The 16,335-nt window shown below is 41.3% G+C and carries 13 protein-coding genes and 1 pseudogene; 5 read left to right on the top strand and 9 right to left on the bottom strand.

Annotation, left to right across the window (positions count from 1 at the left end; genetic code table 11):
- Positions 1–70 precede the first annotated feature (70 nt).
- The 9 genes from waaA to R7Z41_RS04315 all read right to left on the bottom strand — a co-directional run bounded on the left by waaA (position 71) and on the right by R7Z41_RS04315 (position 9,209).
- Positions 71–1,327: a lipid IV(A) 3-deoxy-D-manno-octulosonic acid transferase gene (waaA, locus tag R7Z41_RS04355; protein WP_065275033.1), complete on the bottom strand. Its 1,257-nt coding sequence runs from the start codon at positions 1,325–1,327 to the stop codon at positions 71–73.
- The gene (gene waaF, locus R7Z41_RS04350) at positions 1,321–2,376 is read right to left on the bottom strand and encodes a lipopolysaccharide heptosyltransferase II (protein WP_053303377.1); all 1,056 of its coding nucleotides are present in this window, start codon (positions 2,374–2,376) and stop codon (positions 1,321–1,323) included. Before waaF ends, waaA begins: the two co-directional genes overlap by 7 nt.
- Positions 2,373–3,095: a glycosyltransferase family 25 protein gene (locus R7Z41_RS04345; protein ID WP_053307407.1), complete on the bottom strand. Its 723-nt coding sequence runs from the start codon at positions 3,093–3,095 to the stop codon at positions 2,373–2,375. The genes waaF and R7Z41_RS04345 overlap by 4 nt, the downstream gene beginning before the upstream one ends.
- Positions 3,092–4,078 carry a lauroyl-Kdo(2)-lipid IV(A) myristoyltransferase gene (gene lpxM, locus R7Z41_RS04340; protein ID WP_065275034.1) on the bottom strand — a complete coding sequence of 329 codons (987 nt, stop codon included), beginning with the start codon at positions 4,076–4,078 and terminating at the stop codon, positions 3,092–3,094. The genes R7Z41_RS04345 and lpxM overlap by 4 nt, the downstream gene beginning before the upstream one ends.
- A 126-nt stretch (positions 4,079–4,204) precedes the next feature.
- Positions 4,205–5,146: an ADP-glyceromanno-heptose 6-epimerase gene (rfaD, locus tag R7Z41_RS04335; RefSeq protein ID WP_005379462.1), complete on the bottom strand. Its 942-nt coding sequence runs from the start codon at positions 5,144–5,146 to the stop codon at positions 4,205–4,207.
- A 148-nt stretch (positions 5,147–5,294) separates the two neighbouring features.
- The gene (locus tag R7Z41_RS04330) at positions 5,295–7,487 is read right to left on the bottom strand and encodes a YjbH domain-containing protein (RefSeq protein ID WP_225477637.1); all 2,193 of its coding nucleotides are present in this window, start codon (positions 7,485–7,487) and stop codon (positions 5,295–5,297) included.
- Positions 7,484–8,242 carry a capsule biosynthesis GfcC family protein gene (locus R7Z41_RS04325; protein ID WP_186584523.1) on the bottom strand — a complete coding sequence of 253 codons (759 nt, stop codon included), beginning with the start codon at positions 8,240–8,242 and terminating at the stop codon, positions 7,484–7,486. Before R7Z41_RS04325 ends, R7Z41_RS04330 begins: the two co-directional genes overlap by 4 nt.
- Positions 8,239–8,919, bottom strand: coding sequence for a YjbF family lipoprotein (locus R7Z41_RS04320; protein WP_186584521.1), 681 nt, complete (start codon positions 8,917–8,919; stop codon positions 8,239–8,241). Before R7Z41_RS04320 ends, R7Z41_RS04325 begins: the two co-directional genes overlap by 4 nt.
- 68 nt (positions 8,920–8,987) lie before the next feature.
- Positions 8,988–9,209: a hypothetical protein gene (locus R7Z41_RS04315; RefSeq protein ID WP_005535462.1), complete on the bottom strand. Its 222-nt coding sequence runs from the start codon at positions 9,207–9,209 to the stop codon at positions 8,988–8,990.
- A gap of 404 nt (positions 9,210–9,613) precedes the next feature.
- On the opposite strand from R7Z41_RS04315, the gene R7Z41_RS04310 reads away from it, so the two are divergent.
- From R7Z41_RS04310 to R7Z41_RS04290, 5 genes and pseudogenes are all read left to right on the top strand, one after another.
- The gene (locus R7Z41_RS04310) at positions 9,614–10,132 is read left to right on the top strand and encodes an outer membrane beta-barrel protein (protein WP_047103814.1); all 519 of its coding nucleotides are present in this window, start codon (positions 9,614–9,616) and stop codon (positions 10,130–10,132) included.
- Positions 10,133–10,196: 64 nt separating this feature from the next.
- The gene (locus tag R7Z41_RS04305; RefSeq protein ID WP_225477639.1) at positions 10,197–12,899 is read left to right on the top strand and encodes an SLBB domain-containing protein; all 2,703 of its coding nucleotides are present in this window, start codon (positions 10,197–10,199) and stop codon (positions 12,897–12,899) included.
- A 172-nt stretch (positions 12,900–13,071) separates the two neighbouring features.
- Positions 13,072–14,028, top strand: a complete 957-nt coding sequence (locus tag R7Z41_RS04300; protein WP_186584519.1) for a Wzz/FepE/Etk N-terminal domain-containing protein — start codon at positions 13,072–13,074, stop codon at positions 14,026–14,028.
- Positions 14,029–14,072: 44 nt separating this feature from the next.
- Positions 14,073–14,928: pseudogene (locus R7Z41_RS04295) on the top strand (polysaccharide biosynthesis protein); the annotation flags it as partial.
- A gap of 158 nt (positions 14,929–15,086) precedes the next feature.
- Positions 15,087–16,334 (top strand): lipopolysaccharide biosynthesis protein, encoded by a 1,248-nt coding sequence (locus tag R7Z41_RS04290; RefSeq protein ID WP_213905884.1) that lies wholly within the window; start codon positions 15,087–15,089, stop codon positions 16,332–16,334.
- Position 16,335 lies beyond the last annotated feature (1 nt).

Here is a 16,335-nt window from a genome sequence, read left to right as displayed (position 1 = left end):
CTCTCAAATACGATAAAAACTAGAAAAGAGTTGTTCATTAATAATGGGGTTGAATTTTTATATTAGATACTTATATTTTGTTAAGAGTTCTATTTAATGCGCCTTTATTTTCTTTTAGCCACAAGTTAGCTCTATGAACACTTTTTGACGCTGTGTTACATGATAGAATGATTAGTATTGTTTCTGCTAAGGATGTAAAATCATCAATTAGGTAGATCGCCTTACATTCACGAAGACTATTTATTATTTCTATAAAGTTGAAGTAGCTTGGTCCATTGATAGTTGGTTTAGAGAGTGCAATAGGCTCTAGCACATTATGACCACCAACCTTATCTCCAATTAGGCTTCCACCCATAAAGCAGATGTCCGCTGCGCCCATCAACGTTAGCATCTCACCCATAGTATCGCCGAGATATACTTGAGTATCCGTCTCTACTGCATGCGTTGAAGTACGACGCACAGTGTTAAAGCCTTGCTGTTGGCAAAGCGTGAATACATCATCAAATCGTTCTGGATGGCGAGGAACCAAAACGAGTAAAGCATTTGGATGAGATTTTAAAACTTGTCTATGTGCATCTAATACCTGTTCGTCCTCGCCTTTGTGGGTGCTAGCTGCAATCCAAATCGGACGATCGTTTCCAAATTGGGCTCGAAGCTGCTGTCCTTGCTGTTTCACTTGCTCTGATATTTGAATATCGAACTTAATCGAGCCAGTAACGGATAGTTTCTTTTTCTCAACGCCTAAGCGTTCGAAGCGCTCTGCATCTGAATCCGTTTGGCAGAGTACTTGAGTTAGGCATGGATGAAGCTGGTTAAAAAGCCGCTGTATTTTGGCGTAGTTCTGACACGATTTTTCAGATAGGCGCGCATTCACGACAGTTATAGGGATACCCGCTTTGTGAACATTGTGAAGCGTGTTTGGCCACAGCTCAGTCTCAATGATCAACATCTGTTTTGGCTGCACTGCTTTAAGAAAACCTTTGATAGCGAACCCAAAGTCAATTGGCATATAGCGGTGTTCAATTAAATCACCCAACTTAGCAATCTGTTCAGCTCCCGTACTTGTTGTTGTTGTAACTAGAATAGATTGTTCGGGGTTTTGTTCCTTAAGGGCTTTGATTAAAGGTGTTGCTGCTATGCTTTCACCAACAGATACGGCATGTATCCAAATAGGTTTGTCGTTGCTTTTTAACTTGGGGGTTATGCCAAAGTGCTCTTTCCAGCGAGAGCCGAACTTAGGCTTATTTGGTTTGCTCTTGTACAAACCAAATAAAAGCAGCGGTGACGCTAGGGCGAGTAGTAAGGTATAAATAATGCGAACTAACATGAGCTTATCGTAATGGCGTCAAGTTTTTGGATACTATCTAGCACTTGCTTAGGCGAAAGTTCTGTCAAGCACTTAAGGTGTTTGTACTGACATTCACGCTGGAAACAAGGGCGACAATCAATATCGGTATGAACAATCTCCACTTTTTCTGCGAGTGGGGGGGTGTACTTCGGTGAAGTTGAGCCATAAACGGCAACAACATTACAACCAACCGCAGCTGCCACATGCATTAAGCCTGAGTCATTCGCGACAACAGTCTTACATGCAGCAAGGAGATCGACTGCTTCAATTAAGCTGGTTTGGCCTGCCAGAACATGAATGTGCTCATGGAATTGCGTCGGAACAAGTGCGCGAATATTGTTACAAGTCTCTAAGTCCTTTTGAGAACCAAACAACCAGATTTGATGTCCAGAATGAGCCATTTGCGTCGCAACTTCAGCGTAGTGTGTTTCGGGCCATTTTTTGGCAGGACCAAACTCTGCTCCTGGGCACAGTCCAATAATTGGTTGGTCTTGGGCTAAGTTGAACTTTTTGATCGTGGCTTGTTGCTCTGCTTCGTTGATTGCAAGGCGTGGGCGAGGTAAAGTTTCAAGCCCGCCAAGAGAGTTAGAATCCACCATTTCTGCTTTTGGATAAGCTAACGCTACATAGCGCTCTACCATATACTGAAAAGACTTCATGTTAGGGCGTAAGTCATTCAATAAACCATAGCGCATTTCTCCCTTCCAGCCAGTACGAAGAGGAATGTTGGCAAACCATGGGATCAGTGCTGATTTCGCTGATTTAGGCAAGATATAGGCGTGGTCATATTGCTTTTCACGTAATGATTTGCCAATTTCCCTGCGGCCTAATAAGTTAAACTCACCATGACCGATAGGCATTTCAATCGCTTGATGGATTTCTGGCATACGCTCAAGAATCGGTTTACACCATCCTGGAGCGATAACGTCAATTTGGCTATCTGGATGGCGTTGCTTTAATACAATATATAACGATTGCGACATTACCATATCGCCGACCCATGCAGGGCCAATGACTAAAATCTTCATGCTTTGTTTTTCCAGTATAGGAATTTCAAAATTGACTCATAAGTTCTAAAAAGTTCAGCGTATATTTTATTCGCAAGAGTCATTTTGGATTTATCTTTTCTTTTACCACCAATCGTCGAAGCAATCTCTGCTCTAGTAAAGAGATCTGGAGACACGCTGTAAACTTGAACACCATGTCTCCATGGTTTTTCCATGTAGTCATCGACTGGTTCAATAAACTCTTGAGCATGCATAACAAACTTTGAGGCTGCTTTAGGTGTGACGATATAAGCGGTGGTACCACAAGTGCCTGCTGAGTATCCCCCTAGCATATGATTATCATCAATAGGTACGATTGGGGTGAATACACGCTTCTGAGTGGCAGACAACTTGATGTAGTCATAATTAGAAGTCAATGGAAGGGTATGTTCGAGTACTTGCTTCAGCCCTTCGACGGGGTCGACGTTGTCTTCTAAGATGACGATCGGTTCATCAAGCTCAACACAGCGAACCCACAACTCGTAATGGCTTGCAAAACAGGCGACTTCACTGGTTTTTAATTGATACCCTTTGCGGCGTAGAGTAATGGTAGGACGACTTTTTTCTGAATGAAGAAAACGGTCAACAGAGCCATCTATTGCATCAAAAAATTCAAACGTAATGCCTTGTTGTTTTAACTTTTCTTCAATACGTTCTCGGCGATCCAGCGATCGAGCCAAGCTTACGACAAATACTTTCACTGCACTTTCCAGTCGCTGTTATATCTTGGTTTAAACAAATTGTAATAGTTATTGCCGCCTTCTTGAGAGTGCAGCAACTGTAGTACCCACATATATTGTTCGGGTTTATCACCGACAAAATATTCAATGGCTTCATTACAGGTACGAGCGTCTTGCTCTTCGCCTTTATCCAGCTCAAACGCTGGTAAAATCTCAATATCAAACGTACCATCTTCAGTGTTCATCGACGCAAATAGAGGCAGTACTTTTGAGCGTGATAGTTTCGCAATTTTGCCTAAACCAGGTAGCGTTGCTTTACGTGTTGCAAAAAAATCTACAAACACACTATGCTCTGGGCCGTGATCTTGGTCGGGTAGATAATACCCTACATAGCCATCTCGAATGGATTTCAGAAAAGGCTTAATGCCACCTGAGCGTTCATAAACACGACCACCGTATTGGACCCTTTGCTTGTGCATCAGCCAGTCAGCAACATCATTCTTTTGCTTCTTCGCCATTGCAGAAACTGGCATTCCCATTGAAGCGAGCAAGATAGCAGGCACATCAATAGCCCAAGAGTGGGGAACCATTAAAATTACATTTTCGTTGCTATCAATGTGCTGTCGTAAAATGTCTAGGCCGCGAATTTGGCAACGGTTCTGAAGCCATTTTGGTGAGCGTAAACTTAGTAACCCGAAGCGAAAAAAGAACATGGCCGCTGTGTAGAGTGTTTTTTCTATCAAAGCTTCACGTTCTTGGAACGATTTTTCCGGAAAACACAGCTCAAAGTTAACCCTCGCTCGATGAGCTGGACCTTTGTGGGATTTAGACAGTTTTTTGGCTATGGTTTTCGCCAACCACTTTTGTAAACCCAGTGGCATTAATGATAACGGTAAAAATAAGATAACACCTAACCACGTGCCCCAGTACTTAGGCGACAGAAAGTGGCGCTTAAACTCAGGGTTATATGCTTTGGGGTCGAAGTCATCACGTTTTATTGTCATGGCGTGTCTAGTTACCTATTCGTGTACGGGCGAAGTGGTTTAAATGAGAAAAAGATAGTTAGGAATGATACAGGCTATTGCACTTGAGTAAAGGTGGCAGGTTATGGTTCTACCACCTTGTGGTGCTTAACTGTTTTGGATAGTTAAGTATTCGGCAACGCCTTCTGCAACTGTCTTGAATTCAACATCACAACCTGCGGTGCGCAGTTTGGTCAGATCCGCTTGTGTGAATTCTTGGTAAGCGCCTTTTAGGTGCTCAGGGAATGGGATGGTTTCAATTTGGCCTTTGCCATGATGCTTGATAACTGCTTTTGCTACCTCTTCAAAAGATTCAGCACGGCCAGTACCACAGTTAAAAATGCCTGATACGCCGTTTTCTAAGAACCACAGGTTTACTTTACATACATCACCAACGTAAACGAAGTCGCGTTTGAATGATTCGCTGCCCGCGAACAATTTAGGATTTTCACCTGCGTTAAGTTGGTTGTTTAGGTGGAATGCAACTGATGCCATGCTACCTTTGTGGTCTTCACGTGGGCCATATACGTTGAAGTAGCGGAAGCCGGTGATTTGAGAAAGGGTCTCACCATGTTCTTCAGCATCTTGCCATAGGCGACGAACGTAGTTATCAAACTGCTGTTTCGAGTAACCGTATACATTCAGTGCGCCTTCGTATTCGCGTTCTTCAACGAAAGTCTCTGTATCGCCGTAAGTGGCTGCGGAAGAAGCGTATAGGAATGGAATCTCGCGATCTAAACAGTAATGCAGCAGCTCTTTAGAGTACTCGTAATTGTTTAGCATCATGTACTTACCATCCCACTCAGTCGTTGCAGAGCAAGCACCTTCGTGGAAAATTGCCTCAATCGGACCAAAATCATCGCCCGCCATAATTTGGGTCAGAAAGTCGTCACGATCCATGTAATCTGTGATGTCCAGATCAACTAAGTTCTTAAACTTTTTGCCATTTTTTAGGTTGTCGACAACCAGGATATCGTTAATACCAGCTTCGTTTAGTGCTTTAACAATGTTGCTGCCGATCATGCCAGCGCCACCAGTTACGATGATCATAGAACTTCCACCATAGATTAAAATTTTCTCAGGAATTCTAGCAAGAAACGAAAAGTAGCGCTATTGGAAGCAGGAAGATAGGTTTGAGTCTTCTATGACTCAGTATCTAGATATGAAAAAGGGAGCCGCAGCTCCCTTGATTACTTTATTATTCCACATCCGAACGGTTAGGCCTTTGATACCAAGGATTTCGCTCGTCGGTCAACTCAATCAAGCTGTATTTACGTCCGAGTTTCTGTCCTCCGTCACGAGTAAGAGGCTGCCAACTAAAGTTCGCACGATTGTTGCTTGGCTTAACGGTCATGATGTCAAATGGAATCGACAAGTAGAAACCTTTGGTAAAACTACCTTCACCAAATTCATCCGCAGACAAGTCTGTAAATGAGGCAAAGGCGCCAGCAATTACGCCACTCTTGAACTGCTTAGAAACATTGATTTGTGTACCAACATCGCCAGCTAGGAACTGACCAACATCGACTTGGATCATCAAATCTTGTAGGAATTCCCATTGAGGGTAGTAGTAACCAGATACAAAACCAGTGAAGCCTTTATCAATAACTTGGAACGGACGTCCATATTCTGGCACGTTTTGCCATTTCTCGTCGTAAACACCGAAGTAACTTTGTGGATCACGTTGAGAAATTACGTTGACGTCAGCGCCAATCGCCCAGTTAGCTCCTTGCGGTCGGTAAAGAAACTCGGTACCAACTCCGGCAAACATGCTCTCCAGATAACCCGCGTAGAATTGCTGATCCATCGTATCGGAATACTCTTGGAACCAAGTCAATTGTAAGTTTGACATGGTTACAGCATGTTCATTTTGGTAAGCGCGGAACATGGTGCGAACACGAGGAACGGTAGTGCCATCAGGTGGAGTGACATAAATAAACTTATCGTAGTTGTTATACCAATCCCAGTATAACGAACCGCCAATTTCAAGGTTGTCCGTCAGCCAGTATGAGGCATTACCGCTTAGCCCTACACTAAAGAGATAGAAATCTTCAGCGTTTCCGAGAGTTTGAACTAGTTTAGGTGCAAAGCCCCAATCAAAACGTTTAAAACCATCATAGACAGATTCTCCACTTGACTTATTGCTAGCTTTTGCGGTTGCACCTTCTATTTTGGGGTTGATGTAATTAACTTGGGCAAAGTCGCGATATTTCTCCTTGGAAATAATCGTTTGTTCGCCGACTAAGCCTCGGCTGCGTTCATTGATCGCATAGGTATCAATATCGTCAGGCATTTCATTGTGAAGTACAGCCGCCGCTTTTTCGTGTGCCTCTGTACGGTCACGATATTTCTTCTGCTCACCAACGACAGTTACTGTACTGTCATCAACATAAATACGCGTGTTTTGGTAACCAGCAATTTTGTCTAAACCTTCTGTTACACGTTCCCAATCAACATCAGACAGTTCTTCAGGCTGGCTATCTTCGATTTCTGGTGTTGGTGTGTCTCGCCAGAATGATGGCATGTCATTGAAATTAGTGTTTAGCGTTAAGCCCGCGACCAACGTGTCGCCGCGTTCATAACTTAAACGAAAGTCGGCCATTCCGATACGGTAGAGCACACCAAAGTTCCATGGCGTGTGGGGAGACATATCTACGCCACCGCTTACCACAGGTAAATCTTTGCTATAATCATTACTATCGTACTCAAGCTTGAAACGAAGAGGGGCGTGTAATGTCTGATATTCCACACCACCAAATAATGCCGTAGGCCCTTTGAATGTTCTATCAAAGTTGGTTGTGCCACCTGTTTCTAAAAAATCAGCAGGACGTTCACAAAATCGATCTGATAATTTACAAACTGGATTAGATACATTGTCACGCGTACCTAATGAACCCCATCCCATACCGAGAGTAAAATCAAAAGTACCTAAGCTTGGATTAGAGTAACGCTTGGTGGCTGCTATGTATTCCCCATCGAAAAGGCCTGTACCAGCAAAGTCTCGCACACCGAGAGATAGTTCCGGAATATACTGAGATTCTTTGAGTAATCGAACTTTGAAATCTATACCTTTATCAGTGTACTCATTATCAACATTAGGAAAAGTTGGGTCGTACGGTATTGAGGCTACTCTTGTATAACGAATAGTCGCTTCTAACCAAGGCATAATTTGTAATGTTGCATTATAAAACAGGTACTCATTACTACCTGTGACAGAAAAGTTGAATTCCCCTTCAGGGGCCATACGTCCGGTTGGCATCTGCATTAAGCCAACACCACCAAAGTCAGACTGAGAAGGCTGTAACGTGGGAGCCTCAAAGGGCATGTCTTGAGCCCAAACCAATGCTGGGCCCATTAAATAAAGGGTTAAGCTTTTTCTAATTGGCATCATTGCGGTCTCTTTGTGGAATTTGGTATCAGTTGAGTGAGTAGGCGGACAATGTCTTGGTCCATTTCCGAGTATTCAAGTTCACCAAACGGAATATATACCAATGTCAGAGGTGGTAAGTAATATTGTGTTGTTAACCAAGCTCCGTGATGCGGCTTAACTACGTGACCATCTGGGTAGATCAACACTGGCGGTGTTGATAACGTACCAATGTTACTTTTCAAATTCTCTAACTGTCTCTGCAAAGGGATGCCTGCCTGCTCCTTAATGGAATACACACTATTTAAGTTTCCCAGGTAATACACTTTTTCTTCGCGTAGAGGGCTTGCGAGAAGGAAATTGCCGCGCAACAGTGGGTTGTCGAATTTATTTAGTCGAATTTTATCAACATCTATCGCAGACAGTAAACGCGGTGCAAAGCTTTGCTGCTGAATGAACTTGTAGAATGGATGTGCGACCAAATTGTGTTGAATCATTTGATTGAGCACCGAGTTCTTTAAAGCGGTAGAAGTTTTCTCGGCGCGTTCCGATTTATCAAACAAAGTGGTACCAAGAGAGTATTGCAGAGAGACGCTTTGCTCCCTAGCAAGTGCTAACACACTTTCTAAACGAGCCGGCCCTTGAAATTGTAGCCGTTTGCCTGCTTCTAGCAATTCAACATTTAATGGTTGCATAGCAGAGGTTTCTGTTTGAGCGAAGCTAGGCATGCTCAAAAGCGGCATGACCAAACCGAGTAATGTGAGTAGTTGCTTGCTCATGATTTGCTATATCCCTTCAAAATGGTTAACTCAACCGGAATCATATTTGGCCCTAGGTGTTGTAAGGTTTTAACGACCTGACCTTGTTCATTGACCCAATAGTAGTTTTCGACCGCTCGAGAAAGGCTACTAAACTCAACAACTTCTCTATATACGTTGGTTATAGTGCTAGAAATAGGTGTTGTTAACGTTTCTTGGCCTGAGTAAGAGCGCGTTACATTTGCTGGAAAGCCATAACGGTATTGTGTCGCCCAATCGTATGAGAGTGCGTAGTTGACAGAGGTTGAATCTAAAGAAAAATCTGGAACGTCACCGTAAACGCCCGCTAAGTCCCCACTCTGTAGACCAATCGTTTTGACAATATGTCCATTTTCCGTAACGAGCATTGCTTTATCGGCGCTTACCCATTTTAGTTGTTTTTTACCACTGAGTGGGTTTCGTTCCGCGAAAGCTAAAACAACAAACACCTGTTTTTGATTTCCAAGTTTCAAGTAGGCACTGGCATATGGAACAGCATTTATTTCTTCTGGTGTCATCTCTACATCAATGTAGTTACCGTACGCTTCTTGGACGGTTGCTGAAACATCATTGAATTTCTGTGTGCAGCCAAAGAATAAACTTAGTAGCGGAAGAGTGAGGAGTGGTTGTATCCATTTAGACGTTCGGAAGATATTCATTATTCCCTCTTACAAATAAAATCGCCCTGAGTCATTCAGGGCGATTATCTTCTATCTACAAAACGAAATTAGTTTGTAGAAGTAGAAGTAGAAGTAGATGTTGAAGTAGATGTTGAGTCGCTATCTGACGCTGCAACTGCTACTACAGTTACCGCTGCTGCTGCACCTACTGCTACAGCTGTTGTGCCTGTTGCAGATGCAGAAGCTGCGCCTGCTGAACCTGCTTCTTCTGCTGCAAATGCAGTTGATGCGCTTAGAGCCATAAGAATAGCTAGAGCTGTATTCTTCATTATTAATCCTTGTATATCCGGTATAAAAACATCGATGTTTGGTAGCATAAAAAATGCTCCAAATTATATTCTAGATAAAAAAGCCTTAGCATGTAAATAGTTTCTTATTTTGCTATGGCTTACGATCTCATTTCTAACACCAGCGTGACATTGTGCGGTTATCTTGCTCCCTTGCTTGCTGATAAACTATCAAGAGTGCATAATTTGTCGGCCTATTTCCTCCAGGACTAGAGGTTTGGAGTCAATAGGTCGTTTTTACTTACACCATATAGAAAGCGATACAGTGGCTTACGCTCAACGCCTCAGGGCGGTAGCGTGCCAACTCTTCAGTATTTAATGGCCTGCATAGCACACTTAACTTTGCTTTGGCAGTCCATATTATTACCAGTACTAGGGACTTTTACGTGATAAGAAAGCAGCATTGTTTAGGAATACTTAGTGCACTGGGCTTAAGCCTGAGTTCTTTTTCAGCGTCAGCCGATTTTTATGCTGGTGCGTTAGTGAGCTACTCAAATGCAGAATTGAAAAGCTCGTCTTCTGAGTCCGTAAAAGAGGGGAGTCCTTTTCTTCTTAGTGCGCAAGCTGGTTATTTCTTTAATGACTATATCGGCTTAGAAGGGCGTTATGGGACATCAGTTCAACGTGACAGCGGTCTTGCCGTTGATAGCGTTTTGAGCGGCTTTGTTAAGTTGAATATGCCAGTTTCAGAGCGAGTTGCACTTTATGGTTTAGCTGGGTATTCAAGCGTTCAGCTCGATCTACAAAATGTAGGTTCTCACAAAGAACAAGGATTTAGTTTTGGGTTAGGTATGCACTACGCTTTAAACAACCAAAGCGCGGTGATATTTGAGTTCGTTGATAACGTCTCTGAAGACCAAGTTCGCCTTAACTCGATTACACTGGGTTTTCAGCACCGATTCTAATTTAAATACCTATAGCTCAAACTTGGGGCTAGGGGCTTTTATTCAATTATTATAGTGACATACCATGTTTAAAGGATATTTCTCTATTGCCGCTTTTATATTGGCAAGTACGTTTGCGTCTTATTCGATGGCACAAACACCCACTCCAGAACAAATAAAAATGTTTCAAAATCTACCCGCCGACCAACAACAGGCCTTGGCGAGTAAATATGGTTTCTCCAGTCCTTCTAGTTCATCTTCAAACAAGTCTCCTTACGAAAACCCGCAAGTAATCAAACCTAGGGCTGAATCTAGTGGCGCTGTATCTTCTAATATAGAGGAACAATGGCTCAAAAAAGACGAGAAGGAAGAGCTTAAACGCTTTGGTTTAGATCTTTTTGCTGGTTCTCCAAGCACTTTTGCTCCGATCAGTGATGTTCCTGTGCCAGCAAATTACACCGTGGGGGCTGGCGATGAAATCATTGTGCAGTTGTTTGGTAAGGAGAATGAAACGCATCGTTTACGCGTAAATCGTGCGGGCACAATCAACTTCCCTTCACTTGGGCCAGTAAATGTTGCTGGCATGCACTTTTCCGATGTACGTGACTCCCTGACTCAACGAGTAAAAGAACAAATGATTGGTGTGCGCAGTGATATCTCATTGGGCGAACTGCGTACCATGCAAGTGTTTGTCATGGGGGATGCATATAAACCAGGAGCCTACACGGTTAGCGCATTGACGACAATTTCACAAGCTATCTATTACAGCGGCGGCTTTGGTGAAAGTGGAGCGCTGCGAGATATTCAGCTAAAGCGTGATGGGAAAATCATTCGTAAGTTGGATATGTATGACCTGTTACTAAAAGGTGATGCAAGTAATGATGTGCGCTTACTACCGGATGATGTTGTTTTAATTGGTTCTGTTAACGATACAGTGTCTATAGAAGGCGAGATCAACCGTCCTGCAATTTATGAAGTCAAGCAAGGTGAAACATACCAGCAACTTATTCAGATGGCTGGTGGTTTTACTGCGAATGCCCATGCCGAGCAATTGGAGATAAAACGCTATGCTTCACATGGCACTCGTGAGGCTCTGACGCTTGATTTCAATAAAACGCAAGATCGACAGAGTAAAGTTAAAAATGGCGACGCCATCAAGATCTTGAAAAAAAGCGAAGAGCTTACTCGTTACGTGCAGATAGAGGGGGATGTTCGTCATCCTGGCTATGTGGAATGGCGCAATGGCCTTCGTGTTGCCGATCTTTTCAAATCTGTTGACTCAGCTTTTAATTCTACAGCTGATGTTAACTATGCGGTTGTGGTAAGAGAGATTAATCCACAGCGTGATATTGAAGTGTTCCAACTAAGCTTAGCTAACGCGATTCTATCACCAGGTAGCCAAGACAACATTAAGTTACACTCACGAGACCGTATATTGGTTTTCAACCGCTTTAATAACGAAGACTTGGATACATTAGCAACGCAAGAGTCTGTTTCAAAAGCAAAAACGCTAGAACAAGCGCAAGAGCAAGCTGAGCTAGAACAACAGAAAGAACAAGAAGTGATGAGCTCTTCTGTTGCCGTTTCGCATTCTGCAGACGGTATGGTCGTCAACCAGAACACAACTCAGCTGGATAAACCAGTTAAAATCATTTTCCGTGGTAAAGAGATTACAGAGGAAGACTTTGAAAAGCTGAAGCAAAATACTCGTCGCACTTTACTTGCCCCAGTGTTGTTACAACTTCAGCAACAGTCTCGTTTGGGGCTAGCCCCTCAAATTGCTGAAGTCTTTGGTGAAGTGAAGCACCCAGGACGCTACCCGATCACTCCAAGAATGACGGTATCAACGCTTATTGAAGCTGCTGGTGGTTTGACTTACAACGCATTCACAATTAATGCAGAACTAGCGCGAACCGCTATTAATAGTGCGGATGAGCGTGCGTATATTGATGTTGAACGTATTGATTTGCGTAAAGCAATCCAAGGCAGTGCTTCGGACGATGCAATTATCGTAGGCCGAGATCGTTTGAACATCCTAGAAAAGCCAAATGTGAAGCTACAAAGTACAGTCACTTTACAGGGTGAAGTTCGTTTCCCTGGAACCTATACCGTGCGTCAAGGTGAAACTCTGAACGAGTTATTGGAGCGAGCGGGCGGTCTAACCGAGTTTGCTCACCCTCAAGGAGCAATATTTACGCGTGAAGCATTACGCTTACAAGAGCAGAAGCTCTTAAATCAATACGCCGCAGATATGCGAAAAGAAACAGCGAAGAAGACGTTCCGAGCAGATAGCAATATAGGTTCTGTAATTTCTGACCCAGAGAAAACGTTAGCGTTTGTAGAGGAAGCAAGTCGCAGTAAAGCACTTGGTCGTATGGTGGTACAGCTAAACCGTATTTTAAAAGGCGAGCGTTCAGCAGACTTTATGCTAGAAGATGGAGACTTCCTCTTTGTGCCGACCTTCCGCAACACAGTCTCAATCATGGGAGAAGTTCAGGTTCCAATTACCTACTTGTTGGATAACAAACTCGATGTTGATGATTATCTGAATAAAGCTGGTGGTGCGAAAAAGCAAGCGGACGAAGACCGTATTTTTGTAGTACGTGCAGATGGTTCTGTTTATAAGCCTTCATCTGGCTACTGGTTTGGAAATAATAAAGAAGAGCTAAAGGCTGGTGACACAATTGTCGTACCAATTGACACTGACTACCGCGATGCGTTAAGTACATGGACAGCTGCAACGCAGATACTTTATCAAACTGGTGTGGCGATTAATGCTCTAAAATAGAAACTCAATAAGACCAAAGCTTGGCCTAAGTCTTTCTAAACACTAAAGTAAAGTTGGCTCTTCTTGATGAGGGGCCACTTTGTTTTAATACTTTCTTCTCCTTATTCCTTTTGACTAAGACGAAAAATATGTTTTTGTAGAAGGTAAACTCTTAATTCATAACACAATACATATGAATCAAAAAAAATATCCCGACAAATATCAAGATGATTTCCCATACGAAGTAAATGCAGGAGAAGCAGATCTCAAAGAAATGCTTCATGCTATCTGGAAAGGTAAGTGGATTATTATCGCCATAACTTTTGTGTTCTCTATTGGTGCAGTGGTGTATTCACTTAGTTTACCAAATATATATCGAGCGGATGCTCTACTATCTCCTGCAGAGAGTTCAAATGGTGGGGGGCTGTCAAAATTAGCTGGGCAGTTTGGTGGTCTAGCTTCATTAGCGGGTGTAAATCTAGGTAGCAGTGACTCATCACAAACGGAGCTCGCCGTTCAGGTGATGAGATCTCGTAAATTTATTGACTCCTTTGTTAAAAATCACGACTTGCTGGTACCTTTGATGGCGGCAAAAGATTGGAACTTAGGTAATGACGAGCTTATTCTGGATGATGAAATATATGACGAGACAAATAAAAAGTGGCTTCGTGAACCTGATGGTTTAAGAGGTCCTAAGCCATCGGCGCAAGAAGCGTATGATGTATTTAGAGAAGATATATTTAGTGTTAATCAAGATAAAGAGACAGGGTTGTATACAGTATCCGTTAAACACTACTCTCCTTTTATAGCAAAGCAATGGGTAAATTGGTTAATTACTGACATCAACAATGTGATGCGAGATCGTACAATCTCTGAAACTTCTCAAAACCTTGCTTACCTTAATGAGCAGTTACAAAAAACTGCGGTAGCAGATATGCAAAGTACTTTTTACAAGCTTATCGAAGAACAAACAAAAAGCCTCATGTTAGCAGAAGTTCAAGAGGAATTTGTTTTTAAGGTCGTAGACCCAGCAGTAGTCCCAGAGGTTAAATCGGATCCTAAACGAGCGCTGATTTGTGTATTAGGCGCCCTATTTGGTGGTTTATTAGGTGTTAGTTTAGTCCTAATTAGATTTGCGATCAGAAAATAGCAAACTTCTAGTGAAGTCGTTCTAGCTAGGTCTGTTACTTTTAAACTATTCTTGAGCGTTATCCAGAAGTTAAAAAAATTATTATCTTTTTCTCGTGATGAATTGAAGCAGTTTGAGCTGAAGAAAAAGTATCCGACAAAAGAGTTTTCGCAGCTCCGCTTCTTATTGGCGCTGTCCGTGACCAAAATCGTATGTCCAAGGTTGTGAAGGTGTGGATGTGATTATTCATGCAGCACTTAAGTGCGGTGTAAAAGATGTCGTGACACTTTCCACAGATAAAGCATGCGCATCTATTAACCTTTATGGTGCAACGAAGCTGGCATCAGATAAGTTGTTTACAGCTGCAAACAACATTAAAGGCTCTAAAGATATCCGCTTTCGTGTTGTACGATATGGCAACGTAATGGGCTCTCGTGGTTCAGTAATCCCGTTTTTCTTAAATAAACGAGAAGAGGGTATCTTGCCAATAACCCACGAAGATATGACACGCTTTAATATCTCATTACAAGATGACGTAAATATGGTTATGTACGCTTTAGAAAATCACTTGGGTGGGGAAATCTTCGTTCCAAAAATTCCATCTTACAAAATCCTAAATATTGCGGAAGCTGTTGCTCCTGAATTAAGCCTAAGGTCGTTGGGATTTGCCCTGGTGAAAAGCTGCACGAAGAGATGATTACAGACACAGATTCTTTAAATACCATCGATCTTGGTAAGTATTATGCGATTTTACCTTCGGTATCATTTGTGTACGTGGAAGAAGAATATCCAAAACATCATACAGCGAAAAAAGTACCATTTGGTTTTAAATATAACTCAGGTACGAACACCGAGTGGGAAGGTGTAGAAAGCTTACGTGCGCTAGTTAAAGAACACCTTGATCCAAACTTTACTTTTTAGTCTTAATATTAATTGAGAGATTCACAATATTTGAACCTCTTTAAATTCAATCTTTATTTCCTCTCTATTTATTATTTATTAACGTATTATATTCTTATGTGACATCAATAAACATAATAAATGGAAAATCTCTATTATTTTTGAAAATTGGTCTTTAGATGAATTTAAATACTGATAAGATTTATAATCTGTTAATCAAAGTTCTTATACTTGCATCTAAGTTTTTACTGATGATTTGTTTGGCCAAAAGCCTTGAAGCTTACGAGCTCGGTATTTATGGCTTGATACAGTCAATCGTAGTTTACTATATGTATTTCTGCGGTTGTGATCTGTATACATATTCAACGAGAGAGTATATTAGAACAGAAAATGAACTCATATTTATTAAGCATTCAAAAGCAATAATATTAATATCAATTGCTGGAATATTGATAACATTAGTAGCATTAAAAGGAATAAATACCTTATTTGAATATATACCTATAATAGTGCTTTTATGTTTTCTTGAGCATTATAACCAAGAAGTTGGTCGTATGTTAATTGCAAAAAAATACCAGCTCAAAGCTGGTATCCAACTTTTTATTCGAAGTTCATCTTGGTGTTATATCATAGCGGTAGTAGTTGCCCTGAACATAACCAAGATAGAGTTAATCTATGTTCTTGGTCTATGGGCCTTATGTAGCTTTTTCTCATTATTATATGGAAGTTATATTCTGTTTAGGGCAACAAAAGTAAATATTAACGATATAATGCAAGAAAAATTAACCAAAAATTGGTTGATTAAAGTCTTTAAAACCAGTTCCGTATTCTTTATAGGTACACTTGCTGTCAGGACGATATTTGTCTTAGATAAGTCATATTTTGAATATACTGACCAGCTCAATGATCTAGGTGTTTATGTCTTTTATTCAAGTTTTGCCGGTGTTTTATTATCTTTTTGTGACTCGGTAATCTTTCAATTCTCTTACCCCAAGTTAATACAGTTATATAAAGACGGTAAAAATCAACTAATGAAGAATGAGATGATCAAGATGCTAATACAGTGTTTAGCAATATTGGTTGTTTTTTCATTAGGTTCTTATATATTTTTAGGTTACTTAATAGAATTTATTGGAAAAGATGAATATGTCAATAACATCGAATATTTTTGGTGGTTGTTACTTATAAACTTTATATTGGCAAGTTCAACTATTTTTCATTACGTTATTTACGCATTTAATTATGATAAAGCTATTATGATGATAAGCATTCTTAGTTTATTATCTTTTATTGTTGTTTTAGTAATTGGCGATTTCTATAGTATATCTGCTATAAATACGGTTGTCCTTGCAGTACTTGTCTCAACACTCGTTACAGGTATTATGAAGTTGTTGAAAGTCAGAGAAGGTTTTAAAAAAGAATTTTAAC

It is taken from the genome of Vibrio sp. 1457, from assembly GCF_033340195.1.
GTDB classification, from domain to species: Bacteria; Pseudomonadota; Gammaproteobacteria; order Enterobacterales; family Vibrionaceae; genus Vibrio; species Vibrio alginolyticus.
The sequence above is the reverse complement of the archived record's forward strand: the minus strand, read 5'-3'. Positions and strand labels throughout refer to the sequence as shown.